The organism is Acidianus ambivalens, from assembly GCF_009729015.1.
In the GTDB taxonomy this organism is placed as follows: Archaea; Thermoproteota; Thermoprotei_A; order Sulfolobales; family Sulfolobaceae; genus Acidianus; species Acidianus ambivalens.
Genome location: NZ_CP045482.1, coordinates 729739 through 747439, shown reverse-complemented (window position 1 = coordinate 747439; position 17701 = coordinate 729739). Strand labels below are relative to the sequence as shown.

The window sequence follows — 17701 nt, the reverse complement described above, 5'->3', positions numbered from 1 at the left end:
TTCTTCCTATACTATTTTATAGCATCTCGTGGAAAGTTTATGTATGTATTATCAAAATTTACTAATTCCTTATTTCTTCTCGTAGAGTTTCATAAGGTTTAAAATAATTAATGAGAATAAGAATATATGCAGAGCGCTACTGTAGTAGAATACCCTATTTCGACATATTTACCTAGAGACGTTATTTATTTTGACGGAACTTCTGCTGTGTTGCCAAAGGAATACGTATTGAAAGAAGGAAATTTGAGGCTCTTTGTGCCTAGAAATAAAATTGAGGAAGTAGTTAATGCTCTAAGGAATTCTGGATTTAAAGACGTTAACTTAAAATCTAACAAAGGAGAGAAATTCTATCTATCAATGAAGATTTACAACGTTTGGGAACTTCACGTTAGAATATATGATGACGGATTTATTGATGGTCATTTTGAACTCAGTAGAGATTATCTAGAATACCAACAGTATCAAACTATTCCTTCAATTTACGAAGTATTCGATTTCTACAGAATTGCTTATGATAAATTGCACATTTATGATGCGATAGCCAAAAAGTGGATAAAAGAAGTTAGAACGCAATATTTGGTCACTTTAAATCCTCCAAAATCCTTAACTCAATGGGAGCCTATAGCAGTAATTGGGGGGGTATTAAGCGCTATTGGAATTATTGCATACGCTCTCTCAAGATTAGATAAAGGAGAATATATAAATGGCGATAATTGAAGGAATAATAACTCAAAATGGAGAAATTCTAATTGATGGTTATATTTGTAAAAACGGAATAAAGTTTAACACGACTTTTAAGTTAGATACCGGGGTTTGGGCTTCATAGGATTTCATAATATTTAATATCAATCCTCAGCCCTTGGGCTTCACCAGAGTCACGGGTAAACCCGTTACCCCTCCGCCCCTTTAGCGGGATAACCCCAACCCACACCCGCGGAATATAACGGATGTGGGGAAACCCGCACATTTTGAGGTAAATATTTAGTGACGCGTTCAGTTGTCTATCTAGAGTGAACCCACACCTCTCACAATGAAAAGTCCTGCCAACATTTCGGGAAACCCATCCACATCTGGGGCAGGACTTTGAAGTGAGGTGTGGGTTTACCTCCTTAACAAAGGAACCGTAAAGCGGTGCCTTATACTTTAGCACACGGTGTATAGTCCTCCACACAGTCCGTGAAATCTTTTTAGAAAGGGAGTCGTTAGCATCTTCAAACATCTCTTGCTTATTCAACTTCTCAACAGCAAACAACGTGAGAGGATACATCTCCAGCAACTTATTCACGAACTTGTGAACATAATCCAGTACACGGTTCTTCTCACGGTGGGAATATTTTCTCATCAACTCCTTCCCCTTCCTACCGTGCTTTGAAGCAAAAAGACTGTATTTTACCCCTCTTCAACTCCATACCGTATTTTAGACTGTAAAGCTCCTTGATAGAAAATGTGACGAACTTCTCTCCATCGTAAGCGTCTAGAGTATAGAGGTTACTATCAATAGAAAGAAAGTCAAGAGGAGTAAACCAAGGTAACTTGTAACGAAATGGCAGATACACTTTATCCTCCTTAATTATTGGTTCACCTAGTTCAAGCCCTTTAACCCGCTTAGAAAACCAAGTGTGATCCCAAGAGAAGGTAATATACTCGTAAGGTCTTACAGTAATCCTTACTTTCTCGCCATCAACCTTCCTAAGAGTTGATTTTACCCTAACGTAAACCTTCCTCAGTGTTGGTTTACTCAATGACGCTTGTCCCTTCTCGACTCTCCTCCTCCAACTTTCCAGTATTGAGTAAGCGTCATTAATTGCCTTATCAACGTAGTGTGAGGCTAAGTTGTTGATCTTCTCTAACTCGTCTCTTAACGCCTTGTACACTTCCTTCTTTTTAGGTAACTTGACTTTGACCTTCGTAAATACTTTCTTACCCTTCTTCACTTCCTTCCTTTCTATCCTAGTCCTCTCCCATAACCAGTCTAATGCTTTCTGTAGTAGATTTTTGTAGTTCTCTAGTAATATTTTCGTCTCCTCCTTCTTATCATTCTCCAAGGAGTATGTTAAGTAAATGTACTCCTCTTCTGGTTGGAGTGATTTAATTCTTAAGTTCTTCGACACACTTCTTCACCTTTTCGTATTTTTGACTCCTTATTCCGTAGAGTTTCCCACTAAATGATACCAGTACAGAGACCAAATCCTCTATCAGCTCTTGTTCTGGTGTTTTGTCCTCATTGTTTAATACCACGAGTTCGCAATTATGTGCTTTGCACACTTCCTCTATTATCTCGAAACCAAACCTAACTAGTCTGTCTGGGTAAGCCACAACGACCTTTGACACCTCGTTGTTTAGTATCATTCTTAATAATTTGAGGAATCCTTTTCTCTTCATGTTTAACCCAGAACCTACGTCTGTTATTACTTGGTCGTAATCTTTAACGTTCTCCTCTAGGTATTTTACTTGGTTTATTAAGTCATCTTTCTGTGCGTTTGATGACACTCTCGCGTAAAGGATCACTTTCCTCTTTCTAACGATTCCCATCAGTTTTTCTACGTCCTCTTCTCTGAACCTCCACTTTCCACTCTGTAATATTACTGGTTTGATGTAACCCTTCTTTACGTATTCTCTAAGCGTTGCATAGGATATTCCTAAGCGTTGGCATACTTCCTTAGGTCTTAGCATTGTATAAGAATTTATGATGAAATAATATAAACTTTACGGTTCATCGAAAACTGTTGGCAACGGCTAGAAAGAATAAAGAGAAAGATATAAAGAGGACAAAAGAAGGGGAGAGAAAATCATTAAAGATAATCAGCTTTTATCTTCCTTCTTCTCGGCTTCTGCCAATTCATCCAATGCTAGGATTAAATTTGCTTGGGCAAAAGCTTGAGGATAGTTTCCAGTAAATTCCTTCCTGTCTGGATCTATATGCTCTCCAACTAAGTATATTCCTTGAGTAGCATCAAGTATTCCTTTAATTATATTCTTAGCCTCTTGAATTCTACCTAGTCTAATGTAAACCCTAGCCAACCATAAGGATGCAAGGACAAAGGGGTATTTAGTCTCACCTAGGAAGTCCCTCTTATACCTCTTCAGTTGTCCCTTGTACAAGAGCTGATTTTCTATTTCCCTCAACGTATTTAAGAAAGTCTTGTCTTGCACGTCAATGAAACCGTAAATTGGTAAAGTAAGCAGCGCGGCGTCAACTTCATTACTCCCTACTTTCTTTACGAATATTCCGTTGTTAACTCCGTTTTGTAAAATCCACTCCTTTATCTCATGCCTAGTTTCCTTCCACGGGTTTTCCTTGCCTATTGCGTTCATTAATTTTCCTGCCCTATCTAAAGCAACCCACATCATTACCTTAGAGTGAATATAATGCCCTTGTACTCCTCTCTCTTCCCATATTCCTACGTCTTCTAATTTCCAATTTTCAGAAACCCAATCTGCAATGTATTCTATTACGTCCACATGGCTTCTTATGTAATTTTCGTCTCCAGTAGCTTCATAATACTTGTAAAAAGCATCTAAGAAGAAACCTTCTAAATCAAGCTGTAATTGTCCAGCAGCCGCATTCCCTATTCTTACTGGCTTGGAGTTTTCGTAACCTGAAAGCCAAGGAATTTCTTCCTCTTTTGGAGGGACTGAGCCATCAATCGAGTAGAGAGGATAGATGAAGGGCTTGGAAGTAAATGAGACCATTCTTGAGAAGAATTCTATTATTCTCCTAGCTTCTGCAGAAAAGCCTGCAGAGATTAAAGCCTCTGCTACTATTGACGAATCCCTAACCCAAGCAAATCTGTAATCCCAATTTCTCGAACCTCCTTCTACCTCTGGAAGAGATGTAGTTGGGGCAGCAACAATTGCGCCCGTAGGGTTGTAAAGTAGTCCTAAAAGTATTCCAACGGAAGTTTGGTAAGCGTCAAGTAATTGGTCTCCAGTGTATCCTTCAATTTCTATTTCTGCAATTTTTCCTTTACTCCTTCCCCTCTTCATTGTATTCCTCCAATAGGCTATTGTTCTTTCAAATCCTCTAGCAACGTCGAATTTAAGTTGTCTTTTGCCGTATATTCCAAACCTATCGTCTTTAAAGTAACCCATGTAAATGTAACCCTCACCGTAAACTGTCCAAGAGTTTTCAGAAATCTGGTCAAGTTTATCGAAAAGGAGATGGACTTCCAGAAACTCGGAACTTTCAGGATTTGAGAACTTGAAGACGTTATCTGAAAGCCTTTCTATTGTTGCTGGACTTTTACCGTAATTAAAGACAGGGAAAATTGAAATTTTTAACGGATTTTTTGCCGCAATTTTTCTTACTAATCCATGTTCTCCGTGGAGTAATAAATCCGTTATTTCGCTTCCGTCTTTTAGTGTAGTGAGTAGAACGTTTGGAACTAAGTATTCCTGATTTGCTACTTCTCCTGAGATAAAGAAATGACCTCCTCTTTGAGGGTCTAATATTGAGGAAAAAACTGAGGGGGAATCATACCTTGGAAATGCAAGCCAAACAATGTCAGTTCCTTTTATTAAAGCTCCTGTAAATTCGTTGTTGATGCAGGGGAGAGGTTTCACAAAATTAGAAAAGTTTAGTAGATAATAAAGCATATGCTAAGCATATACAATGTAGTATTACATTCGTGAGTAATACTCTGTCAAAAATTATTCCGGGAGCTATATATGTTGTTCTAAATGCTGAAGATGAAAATTGTGAAACTTTGAATCAGTTAAATATGAGAATAAATCTGTTATACCCAGAATAGGCAGAATATATGTAATATCATTGAGTATCTGTATATAAATCAATTTATTCTGATTTTTAAGAGTTACATAGAATTTTTAATATAATCACCTGAATTAATGTATTATACTTGTTAAATTCCTGTCTTTTCCATTTTGTATGCAATTCTTGTGATATATGGCCTAATAAAGCTCCTAAAACTTTCATTAATCTTAGATTAGGAGGAAAATATCACTGGTTATAGTTTAAGAGTATAGTGATATGCTAACTCTTTTATAACTGGATATATAAGATTCATAAGAAGATTATACAATAAAATCCACTTAAATGTTGTAAATTTCACAAATCCTTGCAGTATTGGTTATAATAGGATTATCCTTTAACATTCACACGCTTAACTTAGGATCTTTTTTGTATAGAACGATTGATATACTGGTACACTGAAAAAATGAGCCAATAATAAAACTTATTATTTAATTAAAATCTGTTATTCTCTTATGCAAAAACTTTTTTATTTTAATATATAGAATAAGCCTATGAGCTTTCAAACAGACGTAATTGCGTTACAGAAACTAAAAGACGCTTCTCTGTGGTTTATAATCATAGGAGTATTAGCCCTCATAGGGGAAGTTGCTAGCGTTGCGGCTGTAGTCATGGCTATAGTAGACTTAGTTCTTTTATTCATGATGGCCATACCAAAGCTTAGGGACGCATTTCAAACTTTCGCTTCTACTGGGAAAGATGTATCGAGAGGCTTTACAGGGATTAACTTAATTTTACCAGGAATAATTATTGAATTAATAGGAGGAATACTAGCTATAGCGGGAATATTCTCTGCCAGTTTAGGTTTAGCAGCTGCTGGGGGTGTAATAGTATTATTGGCTGCAATAGTTCTCTTTATAGCTTATTTACTCATAGGTTTAGTTATTTACAATCTTGGTAGCTTTTATAATAACGATATGCTAAAAATTGGAGGAATTTTAATTATTATTCCTTTTATTTCATTTGTGGGCTGGATATTATCTTATGTTAGTGTTGACGATATTATAAGGAAACTGAGCGGAGGAACCATGATGCCCCAACCTTATACAGCTCCTTCGATGTATCAACCGCAAGTTTATCAAGTAGGACAAGGAATAATAAGACTGGACGGTACTGTTACGCTTACCCTATATTCCTCAATTGCTGTAAATATAGTAAGTGCCTCTATAGATAATACTCTTTACACCACAACGGACGTAAATCCTAATATGTTAAATCCTGGTAACAATTCTATAACAATGAGATTTCTAGGAGTAACTGGATTGGTTCCAGGGAATAATTATTATCTTACAATTTACTTGTCAAACGGGACGAGCATTAAGGCAGTTGTAACTTGTACTCCTACTTAGCTAGAAAGCGATTAAGAAAGAAAAAGGAATTTTTATTCCTCGCTCTCTTCAACTTCTTCAATTTCTTCTGTAACCTTTTCCTTTTCAGCCTTCTCTTCTTCCTCCATGGCTTTCTTCATCTCATCAACTTCCTCTTTCGGTAATGGTTCAACTGTTGCGGAGAAGTTAGTGATCTTTAAGTACTTATCCCACTCTACAACAATTCCGTTATCCGTTATTTCCATAGGATGCCTAACCATGGAAATCTTTGTATCTCTCATCTTCCATACAATTATTGACCTATACATTTTGCCCTCAACCTCATCAAGGTCCATTCTAATAATTCCGTCTACTGCATGCTCAACTCCTGGCCCTCCAAAGCCTCTTTCTCCTACGGAAACTTGACTAACGAAAAACGCAGTACAGCCGAGTCCTGAAATTATCCTCTTTAAAGTCATTACAATTCCCCTAGCCATTGCTGGTTTTGTTAAATAAAGCGTACTTACAGAGTCTATTGCAACTCTAGTAGCCTTTAGGTCTTTTATAGCCTGCCTCAATACGTCTCCCAATTCCTTAACGTCATCAACGTTCTTTACTACGTATTTCTCCTTTTGTGCAGTTGATCCATAACCTCCAGTAAAAGCATCAACTATTGCGAATTTGCCTTCCTTCTCAAACTTTGTCACATCCCAGCCGAAGTGATGAAAACTCCTTAATACAGAAACTGGGTGCTCTTCTAAAGCTACATATATTCCTGCCTCTCCTCTAATCAATCCGTTATAAATGAACTGTTGTGCTGAAATTGACTTACCTGTCCCTGGACCTCCAGAAACAAGGACAATGTTCCTTTCAGGAATACCCCCATATAGTATTTCATCCAAACCTGGAATGTAAGTCCTAACTCTTCTTACGTTCATGAGGTTAAATATTCTTTAAAATATAAAAAGTCAACTAACTTCTTTATTGCTTGCTTTATCTGAGTTACTTCTAGTAGTAGTAGTAATAGATATATTACTACTTTGTACTCCTAAAAAATAAAAAATCAAGGATACCACTGAAACTATTGCAGATGCTTCATAAAAGTTAATTAAATTTAGAGCACCGTCGCTACCTATATAAGTCATTATAGTTAGGAAGGCAATATCTCCTATATACCACAAGGATTTAACAAAGTCTTCCTTCACTTTGTAGATTGCACCAAAAATTAAACTTCCTGCAGTAAGTAAAATTACCGCGTAAGGAACTAAAGGCCAGCCTGACCAGAATACTATTAAAGATGATGAAATAAAAGCTAAAGGTGAGATCACGGGAGTCAATTTATTCTTTATGACTCCTCTTCTCCATAGAGAACCCAGTACTACGGGATTCACTGAAAAACCTATGTAACCTGCAACAACGCTGTCGGTAATTAAGCCGTAAATTGTTGGCAAAGGTGAGGAAATGTAAGTTACCACTGAACCTACAATTGCGAAAACTATTAAGCTCCAGTAAGGTATTGAGTACCTTTCGTGCAATTCCTTCATAGATGAAGGCACGTATCCAGACCTACCCATTGCAAACAAAACTCTCGTCCCTGCACCCAAGTAAATGTATCCAGTAATAAACGGTCCTATAATACCTATTATTATGGTTAGTAAAAGTAAAGGTGAGGAATGTAGACTTGAGGCAATGTCAATGAAAGGATTGCCGGGAAGTGATGATAATGAGGACCAACAACCTTGTTTTATGCCTAATTTGCTCCAATTCAAGGACGCAACAAAGGCAATTGAGAAAATTACGTAAATTAAGGATTGACCTAAGATAGTTATTAGTATTGCACTACCAAGCTTTTCAGTCTTAGCTTCCTCCGCATAATCTGGTATAACTCTAATTCCTCCGAAGGCAAACATGGCTAAAGGTATTGCTGAAAATACTCCTGCAAAACCGAAGGGAAGAAAACCCCCGTAAGCAGTAAAATTACTAGGAATGAAAGATAATGCGATTACACCTAAGGCTACAGCTAGGTAAAGAATTAGCTTTACTCCTCCGCCTATGAGGGTAGATTTTCCGAAGAATTTAACTCCGAAATAATTGAAAGGAACGAAAAGCAATAAAATTGCGACACCTATTAAAACGCCTTCAGTAGTAGGAACACCTGAAGAACTTATCAACGAGGGATAAAAATAGTCCAATCCCTCAACTACCGCAAGGGCCTCAATAGGTGGTATAAATAAATACCAAATGAGATCTGCCATTGCGTTTATTAAATTAGTAACTTTACCATGTGAGTATATTGCATATCTAGATGGACCTCCTGCTTCTGGATAAACTCTCGATAGTTCTACGTAAGTTAAGCCTACGAAAGTGTAAAATATCGAACCTAGTACCCAGGCTAAAATAACTCCAGGGCCAGCTAAAGCAGACATTCCTGCAGAGCTGAAAAGGACTCCAGTCCCAACTGCACCAGAAATTCCTAAAATTACGAGTTCCATGAAACCGAGTTCTTTACGTAGAGGCATAAAGAGTAAAAATTGTAAGAGATATTTAAGCTTTCATCTTAACAAATTTCCTAGTTCCTATGTTATAAATGTAAGAGAAGTTTTAAACCCTATAACTGTGAGACTATCTGTTATCGATAAAATCTTCTCAAACTGATTAAAATCTTTCAAACCGTGAGATAATACCTCCCACCAAAAATGTGAAAAATAATCAGCCACTTGTAAAAGGAAATACAAGGGGGTCGAAGATTTGGAAGACGTAACTTTTATACTCTTTTTAACAATTTTAGATAATATATGATCAAATATTGGATTATCGTATATTGCATAAGAGCACTTATCTATTAATTTAGATAAGAAGGAATAGTTAATGATTTTACTATCCAGGATTATTATAACTCTTTTTTATTAAAGAATCTAAGAGCACTTCCCTCACTTTTTTATCGTCGTGATAAGCATGGAAAACATAATTGGGTTTATTAAGGATTCTCCTAGCCTCTAATATTGCTTTTCTCTATCGAGGAACTTTCATCAGAATATGCGTAACCTATAACATAAGGTAAACTTATGTCGTGATCTCCTGAGGTATACCTAGAAAACGCATAAAACATTATATCACTTGGAGTATATATTCTATTGATGACGATGAAGCGGAACCTCCTGTGTATGCAGGGGGGATGATGTAGAGGAATTGTATACTAAGTATTTTCCCCAGTTTTACATCAGCTTTATTTATCAATTATTTATAGTCTTTTTATGCTTAATATTGTAAAGAAAGCTCAATTTTTATATATTCCCCTCTCATCTCTCTAATAGATGCAAAGCATTAAGATCTTTGCCTACAGTTGGATCATAACTTTTCTACAGCTACTTTTCCGCTCAGCGTGGGGTGTTATATCAGTGCCTGTGGCAATGCAGTTTCATTTAACCTCTGTGCAAATTGGACTCGTTTTAACGTCGTTTTACGTAGGTTATGTAATTTCCTCAACTCCCTGGGGTTTATTTATTGATCTTCACGGAGTAAAATACGCAATACTTATTTCTTCGTTAGTATCTTCAATACTGATTCTATTAATATTTCTCTTTCCATCTTATGATATAATTTTATTGTCTTATTTATTGTCTGGTTTTATAGTTTCAGCCTTATTTCCTTCTTCAGTTAAAATTGTTTCAGTTAAACTCTCTCCTCTCTATTTTTACTTAGGAATGCTAGAAAGCTCCGCACCTTTTGCCGTGCTTTTACTTGGTTTAATTTCAGGATTACTTTACAATTACTGGAGAATATTCTACCTTTTACTTTCCATAAGTTTACTCTCTGTTTTCTTCATAACCCTATCCATGAAAGATGATTATGTGAGCGGAAAAAGAAGAGAAACTAAAGTATTATTCACGAGGTCGATTCTCCTTTCAATCCTAGTAAGATCTGGAGAAATGTGGGTTTCTTGGGGCACTACTGCTTGGTTATTCCCATTCTTGGTTTTATACTTTCACTTCTGTAACTCATCTTTAATTTTCCTAATCTTTTCTTTAGGCTTAGTTTCCTCTACTGTAGTTTCGAGTAAACTGCCGGGCTTAATAGGTGAAAAGAAAGTAGTCCAAATTTCGCTCTTACTTTACGTATTATTCCTCTTTCTCTTATTCTTATCCAGGATAGGATGGCTATCCTTCTTTTTAGGCATTTTCTCTTTTTCCTTTAGGTCTCCTACTGACACTTTGATAGTGAAATTTGCAGGAAAAGAGAATTCAAGCAGTTCAATAGGTCTTGCTAACACTATTTCTCAAATAGGCTCATTGCTCGCTCCAATAAGCATAGGCTTTGCAGTTAATTTGTCTCCTTTTCTAGGAATTTTAACCCTATCTGCAGGCGCTCTTCTATCCTTGGCTGTCTCTTTCTTAATTTAGCGTCAGAACGCAGGCCTCTCTTCACCGTTCATTGGGGCTGTAGCCTTCTTCATCCAAGTTTTTAAATTACTTGTAGGTTTAAAAAGGTTGAGCTAGCGAAATTATTCAATAGGAATGTATAACTAACTCAATGCAAGATTTGGAATTTATTTAGCTCTTCTATTTCGACTACAAAGTAACTGGGGGCTCTTACGGTTATCTTGCTCTTCCATTCCCTGGAAGGGGGTTAGGCTTTCAATCTTTTAAAGGTAGTCTAAAGAGTATGGAAAGATATTTTAATTAATTATTTTATTAAATTATGATGGAAGAGAAGGAAGTTGTATTAAAGGCTTTAGAAAAAGTAGATAAGTGGTATGTACAACTGGCTGGAATTAAAGGTGACGAGCTACTCATAGTCTCGCAAAAGGAAGTTCCTAAAGAGATAGAAGTAGAAGGTAGAAAGCTTACAGTAAAGCATTATTCTCCTGAAGAATACCTTAATGTTATTACAAAGGATGAGAACGAGTTCCGCTCTTACCACGTTTATTACTTTGTTAAAATGTATATGAGGAAGGTCCTAGACTTGCTCGCTTATCTTGAGGTAAATAGGATTAGAATTGACGAGAAGGATTTGTTATGAGAAAATAGCCTAGGTTAAAGTTGTTAAAATTCAATTCTAGCTAATATTTATATACTATGTAACAAAGTTACCCATATGAAGTTAGGCTCAGAATGGTTCCCCGTGGTTATAGGAACCTTCGCATTATCTTTAGTAAGTTGGATGAATTCTATACTCTTTAAGTTACCTATACTTTTCGATGTAGGAAAAGTAATATACTTTCTAGCTCTAGTAATTTTTATTATAATATTTTCTGGCTGGATATCTAGGATAACTACGAATTGGAGAGAGGACATGGAGAACTTGAATAGGATAAGCTTTACTGCCTTCCTAGGAGTAATATTATTCATTGCAGGCTTCTTTTTCATGACTTATGTTGAAATAAATTATGAAATAGCCTATGCACTCTTAGTCCTTTACTTCTTGGGTTACGCCATTGTGTTTTTAGTTAACGTATACTTAGGATATAAATTATTTACCAAGGACGTTAGACAGAACGAGATATCTTACGCACTATTAGTTCCAGCAATAGCACTTTCTGCTAACGTTATATTAAGTGCTCCACTATTACCTCCTTCTTTCCCGTTCATATCGACTTACTTTGTTAAAATCGTGTATTTTATCATGTTATTCTCAGTTGGGATAACCTTCTTCCAAGTGATATTTATAGGTAGTATAGCCTTCCTATCTCACATAATATACAAGGGAAGTTCGGCTACTGTAATGATTCCCGTGGGGGCAGCAAGCGTATTAGCTATTAACGTGTTAGTATTTCCGTCTTATAATTACCTTCACCTCTTTTATTTCCCTCCGGAGTTTGCCTTAACACTCGCAATAATGCTCTGGGGCTTTGAAATATGGAATTCGCTAGTTGCACTCATAATTGCAGTGAAGCACATAAAAGATAAACCTTCGCTAACTAGCTGGGCCTACGTATTTCCTTTAGCAATATCTTCCTTTTCTGACTTTATGCTTTACCAAGAAACGTCGCTTCCGGTGTTTGAAGCTACAGAAGTCGCCTTCTCATTGGCAATCATCTTGCTTTATGCTTACTCTTTAAGGAATACTATCTTTGTTTTAAAGAATAAGGTCTAAAGCCTTACGGAAATCTTGAAAGTGAAAGTTGCAGTTTCTCCTTCCTTCAGAGTTATTAGCCCTATGCCGTTATGAAATGCATCGGGAGCACCGCTCATAGGCTCTACGGCTACTGCAGAAGGTTGTCCGGTGTATATTTGAACAAAGTCCATATTTTCCTTTTCTATCGTTACTTTTGAATAATCAGAAATTAAAGTTACGTTTCCTTTAAGTAGAAAACAATCGTCGTACTCTCCTTGAGTTATTGTAAAATCTTCCATTTCTCCAGTAGGTATTTTATCCTTCATTATGAGCCTTTTAGCCTTGTCAGGAAAGATCCTCCAATTGCCCTTAACTATGAAGTACGGATGAGCTCCTACGACTAGGGGGGCTTCTTCGCCCTCGTTTTTCACACTGATCGCGGTGGTCAATGAAGAGGAGTCGAGAGAGTACTTCACCTTGATAAAGAGAGGTGACGGATAACCGGGATCCTTCAAGTAAAGGGAAAGAGTTACTTCGTCACTTTTTAAGCTTTCAACGTCCCATATTTTATCCCTAACTAAGCCGTGTATTGCGTTTCCTTCAGAATTCTTAGGGAGTTCGTACTTTTTACCTCTCCAATAATATTCTCCTCCTTTTATTCGGTTAGCAAAAGGGATTAGTAAAGCCATTCCTCCTCTAGTTTGTCTCTCCCTACCTTCTAGCAACACGTCTTTTGATTTAACCTTAAAGGAATATAAATAAGCACCCTTATCTAGGATTTCAGCTTCCGTATCTCCTTTTTGAATGTGCATATGACACCATATATTCATGGATAAAAAATTTTTAACATCACGGGAGTGTTAACGCCATTTATTGAATCCTTAATTCAGTTTGAATTTTAGAAAATAATGAATGGAAAAGAGAATAAGTGATTTAGATTTTAAAATTTTCTCATCGATTTTACGCTCAAGTTTTATCAAATTTAAAAAATGTAATACGAAAATTTTTACCGAACTGCGTAGTCGTTCTGAAGATATTCTATAATGTTTAATATGATAGTTAATGAGTGATACTTTACTTATTATTATTTTTATCAATGTTTAATATAAATTCTTATATATATGAAATATATCATATATATTAGAGAAACATGCCGGAAGAAAAGTTGGAAAAATAAATTAAAGAGAGCAATAGCTGCTGGACAATATAAATTAACCGGAGAACTGGTAGCGTATAAAGGAGAAATACCAAAGGAAGTTGCAGAAATGGTTGCTGAGATGTGCGCAACTAGATGGCAAAGATGCAGGCGGATGGCTTCTCTGCTTTTTCAAAGATGAATTGGAAGCCATTAATAGGTTGGGCAGTCGCTGCAGGAGAATATGCTGTCTGTGTAGTTGGAGAATATGGAGTATTTGTGAAATTAAATGAGGCTGATTTTAATGAAATATTCAAAACTTTAAGAGAAGTTGCAGGAATTTGAGGTAGTGAAGACCTTAAGTCAATTTTTTTTCTTTTAGTTATCATTTCGTCTTTTATTCTAAATTCTTTAGGAACTTTTGGAAAGAGCGCATCGTAGTTAAGTTTTAATCCAATAGCGGTTATAGGAGGAAGTAAAATATAAGCTAGGAAGAGTGCAGTATCTCCTATTGGTAAAAAAGCAAAGAGTTTGCTGCAGGAATTACAGTAGCTAAGAGTATTGGTATAGATATGCAACAGCTCCCTCCACCTATTACTCCTAAGAGAGGAGCTAACAGAATTACTTTAGCCTTAGTTAACCTAGAGGAAATTTCAAGAACTCTCATAATGTTCGCAGTAACTAAAGTAGCAATAATTAAGCCCATTACCATCGCGTAAAGTGAAAGTTCGAAGTAATAGTTGGGAGGGAAGCCTCCCACTATTGAAGGGTTAAATACTAAATTCATTACAGCAGTGTACAATATATAGCGGAGTGAAAGAGAACGTTATGAAGGGGTTTTGTACTGTAAATAAAATTCCATAAAGTCCAGTCAATAACCTTTCTAAAGCTATACTGTAAACAAAGTAATGGACGGACAAGTAAGAGAAAAAGAGTATCAAGACAGTTCTACCTTTATTCAGATAGTGTAGAGGTTTCCTAAGTACGGTCTTTATCAAAAGAATGAGGAGAAAAGACCAGAATATTAAATTTCCAAATGTAGAATATAGGAAATAATCCGGTGAACTCGGAGAAATATAAATGATGAAAAATCCCGCTAACATTAAGATAAGGTATCTAAGAAGAGAGGAAGAAAAAAGGAGGTGTCTTTCATTATTCCCTCATGATGGTAAGTGGAAGCTTACTGGTGCGAAGGTTAGCCTTGCCTTAGTCTCCTCAGATAGTGTACCTATTTTCTGTATATTAACCCAGCTCCACTCCATCATTTGGTTATCTGTCACTGGGTCAACCGTGGGTGTAGTTATTTGGCAGTCGCTATGGCAGCTTCCTTTGTAATGTTTGCAATTCCTATTTTAGGAACGTTATTACCTATAAAGACTTCCGCATTCTGGGTTTCAACAGAGTCCACTTCACTACCTTCCACATCTTTACCGGGTATTATGGCGAAGCACGATAAATAAATTAAAGTTTTATGTTTTAGATATTTATAAGAGAAAACTTTTTTAAGTTTTAATCGAATATTTTTTTATGATTAGATACTCTAAAGGATTCGAAAAAAGGATTTAATCCTTCCCATTGCTCTTTTAGTGATGTTCCTTTACACAAGGATTAGAATTTACGAACCCCGTTTTTTATATGTTGGACCATTACGCCATTTACGGTGCTGGAGTCTTACTAGGTTATAAGTTACTTAGGACTAACTTTTACCTCTTTTTACTAGGGGCAATTCCAGCAGGCTTTTGGCATATCCCATTATTCTTTGCATTGGGTGCGTCATTCGTACAATATAGGACAATAGAGGAGTTAACTCTATTCCTAGGAGGTTTGATAGCTGGAGGATATATTCCTCAAATGAAACTTTCTGGCAAAGGTAGGAGCTTTAGCAGTTTATATGCTAGCGGACAGCATATTAAGTATCTTCTTCATTCTAGAGTATAAGCAATATACCCACGAATGTTACTCTTTCCTTACTTAAGCTCCTTCACAATTGCCTTTTGTAGGAATTTCAATGTTTACACTAATGAACGTAATCCTAGTCTACGCGATAATCAAAATACTCAGGAATGCATCAATAAGTCAGTCGGGCAAGTTATCTTCATTCCTCGTCATTGACCCTCTCATCATCCTAGTCAATTAAAGAAATGAAGTTTTTAATTTTTGCTAACTATGTTAAAAGTACGAAATTAAAACTAACGATTGGGATGTATACTTATTAAAAATTTATAACCAAACTTTCTTTAATAATTATCATGTACGTTGGACAGAGAGTAAGGAGAAAAGAAGACTTAAAATTAATAACAGGAACTGGAAGATACGTAGACGACATAAATCTTAACGGTATGCTTTATTTGGCAATTCTAAGGAGTAACGTTGCTCATGCAAGGTTAAAGAAAATAAACGTTGAAGATGCTCTAAAATTGCCTGGAGTAGAGGATGTAATAACTGGGCTAAAAATAAGCGTTGAGAATAGGCCAAATAATTTCCCAATGGCTATAAACGAAATCTTTTATGAAGGACAACCAATAGCCGCAGTCTTGGCTGAAGATAGATACACTGCTTATGACGCATTAGAATACATAACATACGATTATGAAGAACTGCCTGCAGTTGTTGACCCTGAAGAAGCAGTAAAGGACGAAGTTAAGGCTGTAGAAGGAAGAAGTAATATTGCATATTCAAAAGTTCACAAAGGAGGAAACGCTGAGAAAGCGTATGAGAGCAGTGATGTAAAAATTGAAGAGAAATTCGTCATATCAAGAGTTTATCCTGCACCTATGGAACCTAGAGGATTAGTAGTTGATTTCCAACAAGATAGAATAACTGTTTATGCATCAACTCAATCACCTCATTATATGAGGTCTTACCTACTTTCTGCTTTTCCAGAATACGATTTTAGGGTTATACAAGCAGACGTAGGTGGAGCTTTCGGTTCTAAATTATTCCCCTATCCCGAGGATTACATAACTGTTTATGCATCAATCAAATCTAGGAGGCCTGTAAAATTCGTTAATACTAGGACAGAGGAACTTCATTCAACTTACCATTCTAGAGGTCAAATACATCACGTAAAATTAGGAGCAAACAAGGACGGCAAAATTAACGCAGTGATAGACGATATCATTATAGACTTAGGAGCAGCGTGGCACGGATTTTATTTGGCAGATATTTCCGGAACACTAATTACAGGGCCTTATGACATTAAGAATGCTACTTCAACTATTAAAGGAGTTTTAACAAACAAGGTTCCACTAGACCAGTATAGAGGAGCAGGAAGGCCAGAAGCCGCCTTCGTATACGAGAGACTGATGGATATCCTTGCTGACGAGTTAGGAATTGACCCAATAGAATTAAGGAAAAAGAACGCGATAAGGGAAACACCATATGTAAATCCTTTTGGCTTAAAATATGATAGTGGTAATTATCTAGATCTACTTAATAAGGCTGAAGGATTTTATAGGGAAATGGAAAAGACTGCTGAAGAATTGAGAAAGCAAGGCAGGAGAGTTGGAGTAGGGTTATCTTTCTACATTGAGCAAAACAATTTCGGTCCTTGGGAGAGTGCATCAGTAAGATTATTATCCAACGGCAAAGTTGAAGTAGTTATTGGTGCAGCACCTCACGGTCAAGGTACTGGAACTGGAATTGCTCAAATTGTTGCAGATGAACTTCAAATTAATATAGACGACGTTAACGTGGTTTGGGGAGACACGGACAAGATATCTAACGCCTTTGGAACTTACGGCAGTAGGAGTTTAACGTTAGCAGGAAATGCAGCACTTCTAGCAGCAAGGAGGTTAAAGGAGAATATTATAAAGCTAGCAGCATCATTCCTGCAAAGCGATCCTGAGGAATTGCAATATAAGGACGGGAAAGTAATTAATCCAAAGAGCGGTAAAATGATGAGTTTAGCTGAAATTGCAAGAATGGCTACTTCAAACCTCGGCGGTACTTGGAATTATAAAGCTGAACCGACTTTAGAGGCAACTGCGTCCTTTGGACTTGATAATTACACCTTCCCATATGGCAGTCACATAGCAATGGCAGAAGTTGACGAGACTGGGAAAGTGAGAATATTGAACTACGTAGCAATAGATGATATAGGCGTTGTAGTTAATCCCATGTTAGCTGAGGGTCAAGTTGACGGCGGAATAATTCAAGGCTTTGGAGAAGTTACAATGGAGGAAATTATATATGATGAGAGGGGCAATCTCTTAACGTCGTCTTTTGCTGAGTATGGAATTCCTTCGGCTGTGGAGGCTTTCAATATGAAATGGCTTTACATGGAAGAAGGTAAATCTAATGCTCCGTTGCCTGCAAAAGGAATTGGCGAAGGAGCAACAATTGGTGCATTGCCCGCAATAACTAGGGCTATAGAAAAGGCAGTAGGCAAGAGGATAACTAAAATTCCAGTAAGAATGGAGGAATTAATTTAAG

The 17701-nt window shown here is 36.6% G+C and carries 16 protein-coding genes and 2 pseudogenes; 11 read left to right on the top strand and 7 right to left on the bottom strand.

The features are described 5' to 3' along the window. Positions 1-126: 126 nt before the first annotated feature. Complete coding sequence (locus D1866_RS04460; protein WP_152942543.1) at positions 127-717, top strand: hypothetical protein; 591 nt, start codon at positions 127-129, stop codon at positions 715-717. Then, positions 704-826 carry a hypothetical protein gene (locus D1866_RS13645; RefSeq protein WP_269199647.1) on the top strand — a complete coding sequence of 41 codons (123 nt, stop codon included), beginning with the start codon at positions 704-706 and terminating at the stop codon, positions 824-826. The genes D1866_RS04460 and D1866_RS13645 overlap by 14 nt, the downstream gene beginning before the upstream one ends. Here D1866_RS13645 and D1866_RS04455 read toward each other — a convergent pair. The 3 genes and pseudogenes from D1866_RS04455 to treH1 all read right to left on the bottom strand — a co-directional run bounded on the left by D1866_RS04455 (position 821) and on the right by treH1 (position 4563). Beyond that, positions 821-2111, bottom strand: a pseudogene (locus D1866_RS04455) (RNA-guided endonuclease InsQ/TnpB family protein). The gene D1866_RS13645 and the pseudogene D1866_RS04455 sit on opposite strands and share 6 nt — an antisense overlap. Beyond that, on the bottom strand, positions 2089-2673 hold the full coding sequence (locus tag D1866_RS04450) for an IS607 family transposase (RefSeq protein WP_152942545.1): 585 nt from the start codon (positions 2671-2673) through the stop codon (positions 2089-2091). Before D1866_RS04450 ends, D1866_RS04455 begins: the two are co-directional and overlap by 23 nt. 129 nt (positions 2674-2802) lie before the next feature. Next, positions 2803-4563, bottom strand: a complete 1761-nt coding sequence (treH1, locus tag D1866_RS04445; protein WP_338025403.1) for an alpha,alpha-trehalase TreH1 — start codon at positions 4561-4563, stop codon at positions 2803-2805. A gap of 702 nt (positions 4564-5265) precedes the next feature. Between treH1 and D1866_RS04440 the strand changes: the two genes are divergently transcribed. After that, on the top strand, positions 5266-6120 hold the full coding sequence (locus tag D1866_RS04440; RefSeq protein ID WP_152942549.1) for a DUF973 family protein: 855 nt from the start codon (positions 5266-5268) through the stop codon (positions 6118-6120). 32 nt (positions 6121-6152) lie between these two features. On the opposite strand, the gene D1866_RS04435 is transcribed toward D1866_RS04440, so the two are convergent. Then, on the bottom strand, positions 6153-7016 hold the full coding sequence (locus D1866_RS04435; protein WP_152942551.1) for a KaiC domain-containing protein: 864 nt from the start codon (positions 7014-7016) through the stop codon (positions 6153-6155). 30 nt (positions 7017-7046) lie between these two features. Beyond that, positions 7047-8597, bottom strand: a complete 1551-nt coding sequence (locus D1866_RS04430; RefSeq protein ID WP_152942553.1) for an APC family permease — start codon at positions 8595-8597, stop codon at positions 7047-7049. A gap of 795 nt (positions 8598-9392) precedes the next feature. On the opposite strand from D1866_RS04430, the gene D1866_RS04425 reads away from it, so the two are divergent. From D1866_RS04425 to D1866_RS04415, 3 genes are all read left to right on the top strand, one after another. Next, complete coding sequence (locus tag D1866_RS04425; RefSeq protein ID WP_152942555.1) at positions 9393-10478, top strand: MFS transporter; 1086 nt, start codon at positions 9393-9395, stop codon at positions 10476-10478. 298 nt (positions 10479-10776) lie between these two features. After that, positions 10777-11097 carry a hypothetical protein gene (locus D1866_RS04420; protein WP_152942557.1) on the top strand — a complete coding sequence of 107 codons (321 nt, stop codon included), beginning with the start codon at positions 10777-10779 and terminating at the stop codon, positions 11095-11097. A 75-nt stretch (positions 11098-11172) separates the two neighbouring features. Continuing rightward, positions 11173-12171, top strand: coding sequence for an SLAC1 family transporter (locus tag D1866_RS04415; RefSeq protein ID WP_152942559.1), 999 nt, complete (start codon positions 11173-11175; stop codon positions 12169-12171). Here D1866_RS04415 and D1866_RS04410 read toward each other — a convergent pair. After that, positions 12168-12944: an aldose 1-epimerase gene (locus D1866_RS04410; protein WP_152942561.1), complete on the bottom strand. Its 777-nt coding sequence runs from the start codon at positions 12942-12944 to the stop codon at positions 12168-12170. The two genes, D1866_RS04415 and D1866_RS04410, sit on opposite strands and share 4 nt — an antisense overlap. 309 nt (positions 12945-13253) lie before the next feature. On the opposite strand from D1866_RS04410, the pseudogene D1866_RS04405 reads away from it, so the two are divergent. After that, positions 13254-13612: pseudogene (locus D1866_RS04405) on the top strand (DUF2173 family protein). A gap of 163 nt (positions 13613-13775) precedes the next feature. Here the strand turns inward: D1866_RS04405 and D1866_RS13385 are convergent. Then, on the bottom strand, positions 13776-14054 hold the full coding sequence (locus D1866_RS13385) for a hypothetical protein (protein WP_231136410.1): 279 nt from the start codon (positions 14052-14054) through the stop codon (positions 13776-13778). A 517-nt stretch (positions 14055-14571) separates the two neighbouring features. Here D1866_RS13385 and D1866_RS04395 point away from each other — a divergent pair. From D1866_RS04395 to cutA, 4 genes are all read left to right on the top strand, one after another. Further along, positions 14572-14727 carry a hypothetical protein gene (locus tag D1866_RS04395; RefSeq protein WP_196773482.1) on the top strand — a complete coding sequence of 52 codons (156 nt, stop codon included), beginning with the start codon at positions 14572-14574 and terminating at the stop codon, positions 14725-14727. Between the two features lie 175 nt (positions 14728-14902). Beyond that, positions 14903-15205, top strand: coding sequence for a DUF1404 family protein (locus D1866_RS13380; RefSeq protein WP_231136409.1), 303 nt, complete (start codon positions 14903-14905; stop codon positions 15203-15205). Further along, complete coding sequence (locus tag D1866_RS13760; RefSeq protein ID WP_338025416.1) at positions 15174-15242, top strand: hypothetical protein; 69 nt, start codon at positions 15174-15176, stop codon at positions 15240-15242. Before D1866_RS13380 ends, D1866_RS13760 begins: the two co-directional genes overlap by 32 nt. Positions 15243-15516: 274 nt before the next feature. After that, positions 15517-17700, top strand: coding sequence for a glyceraldehyde dehydrogenase subunit alpha (gene cutA / locus D1866_RS04385; RefSeq protein WP_152942563.1), 2184 nt, complete (start codon positions 15517-15519; stop codon positions 17698-17700). Position 17701: the final 1 nt, after the last annotated feature.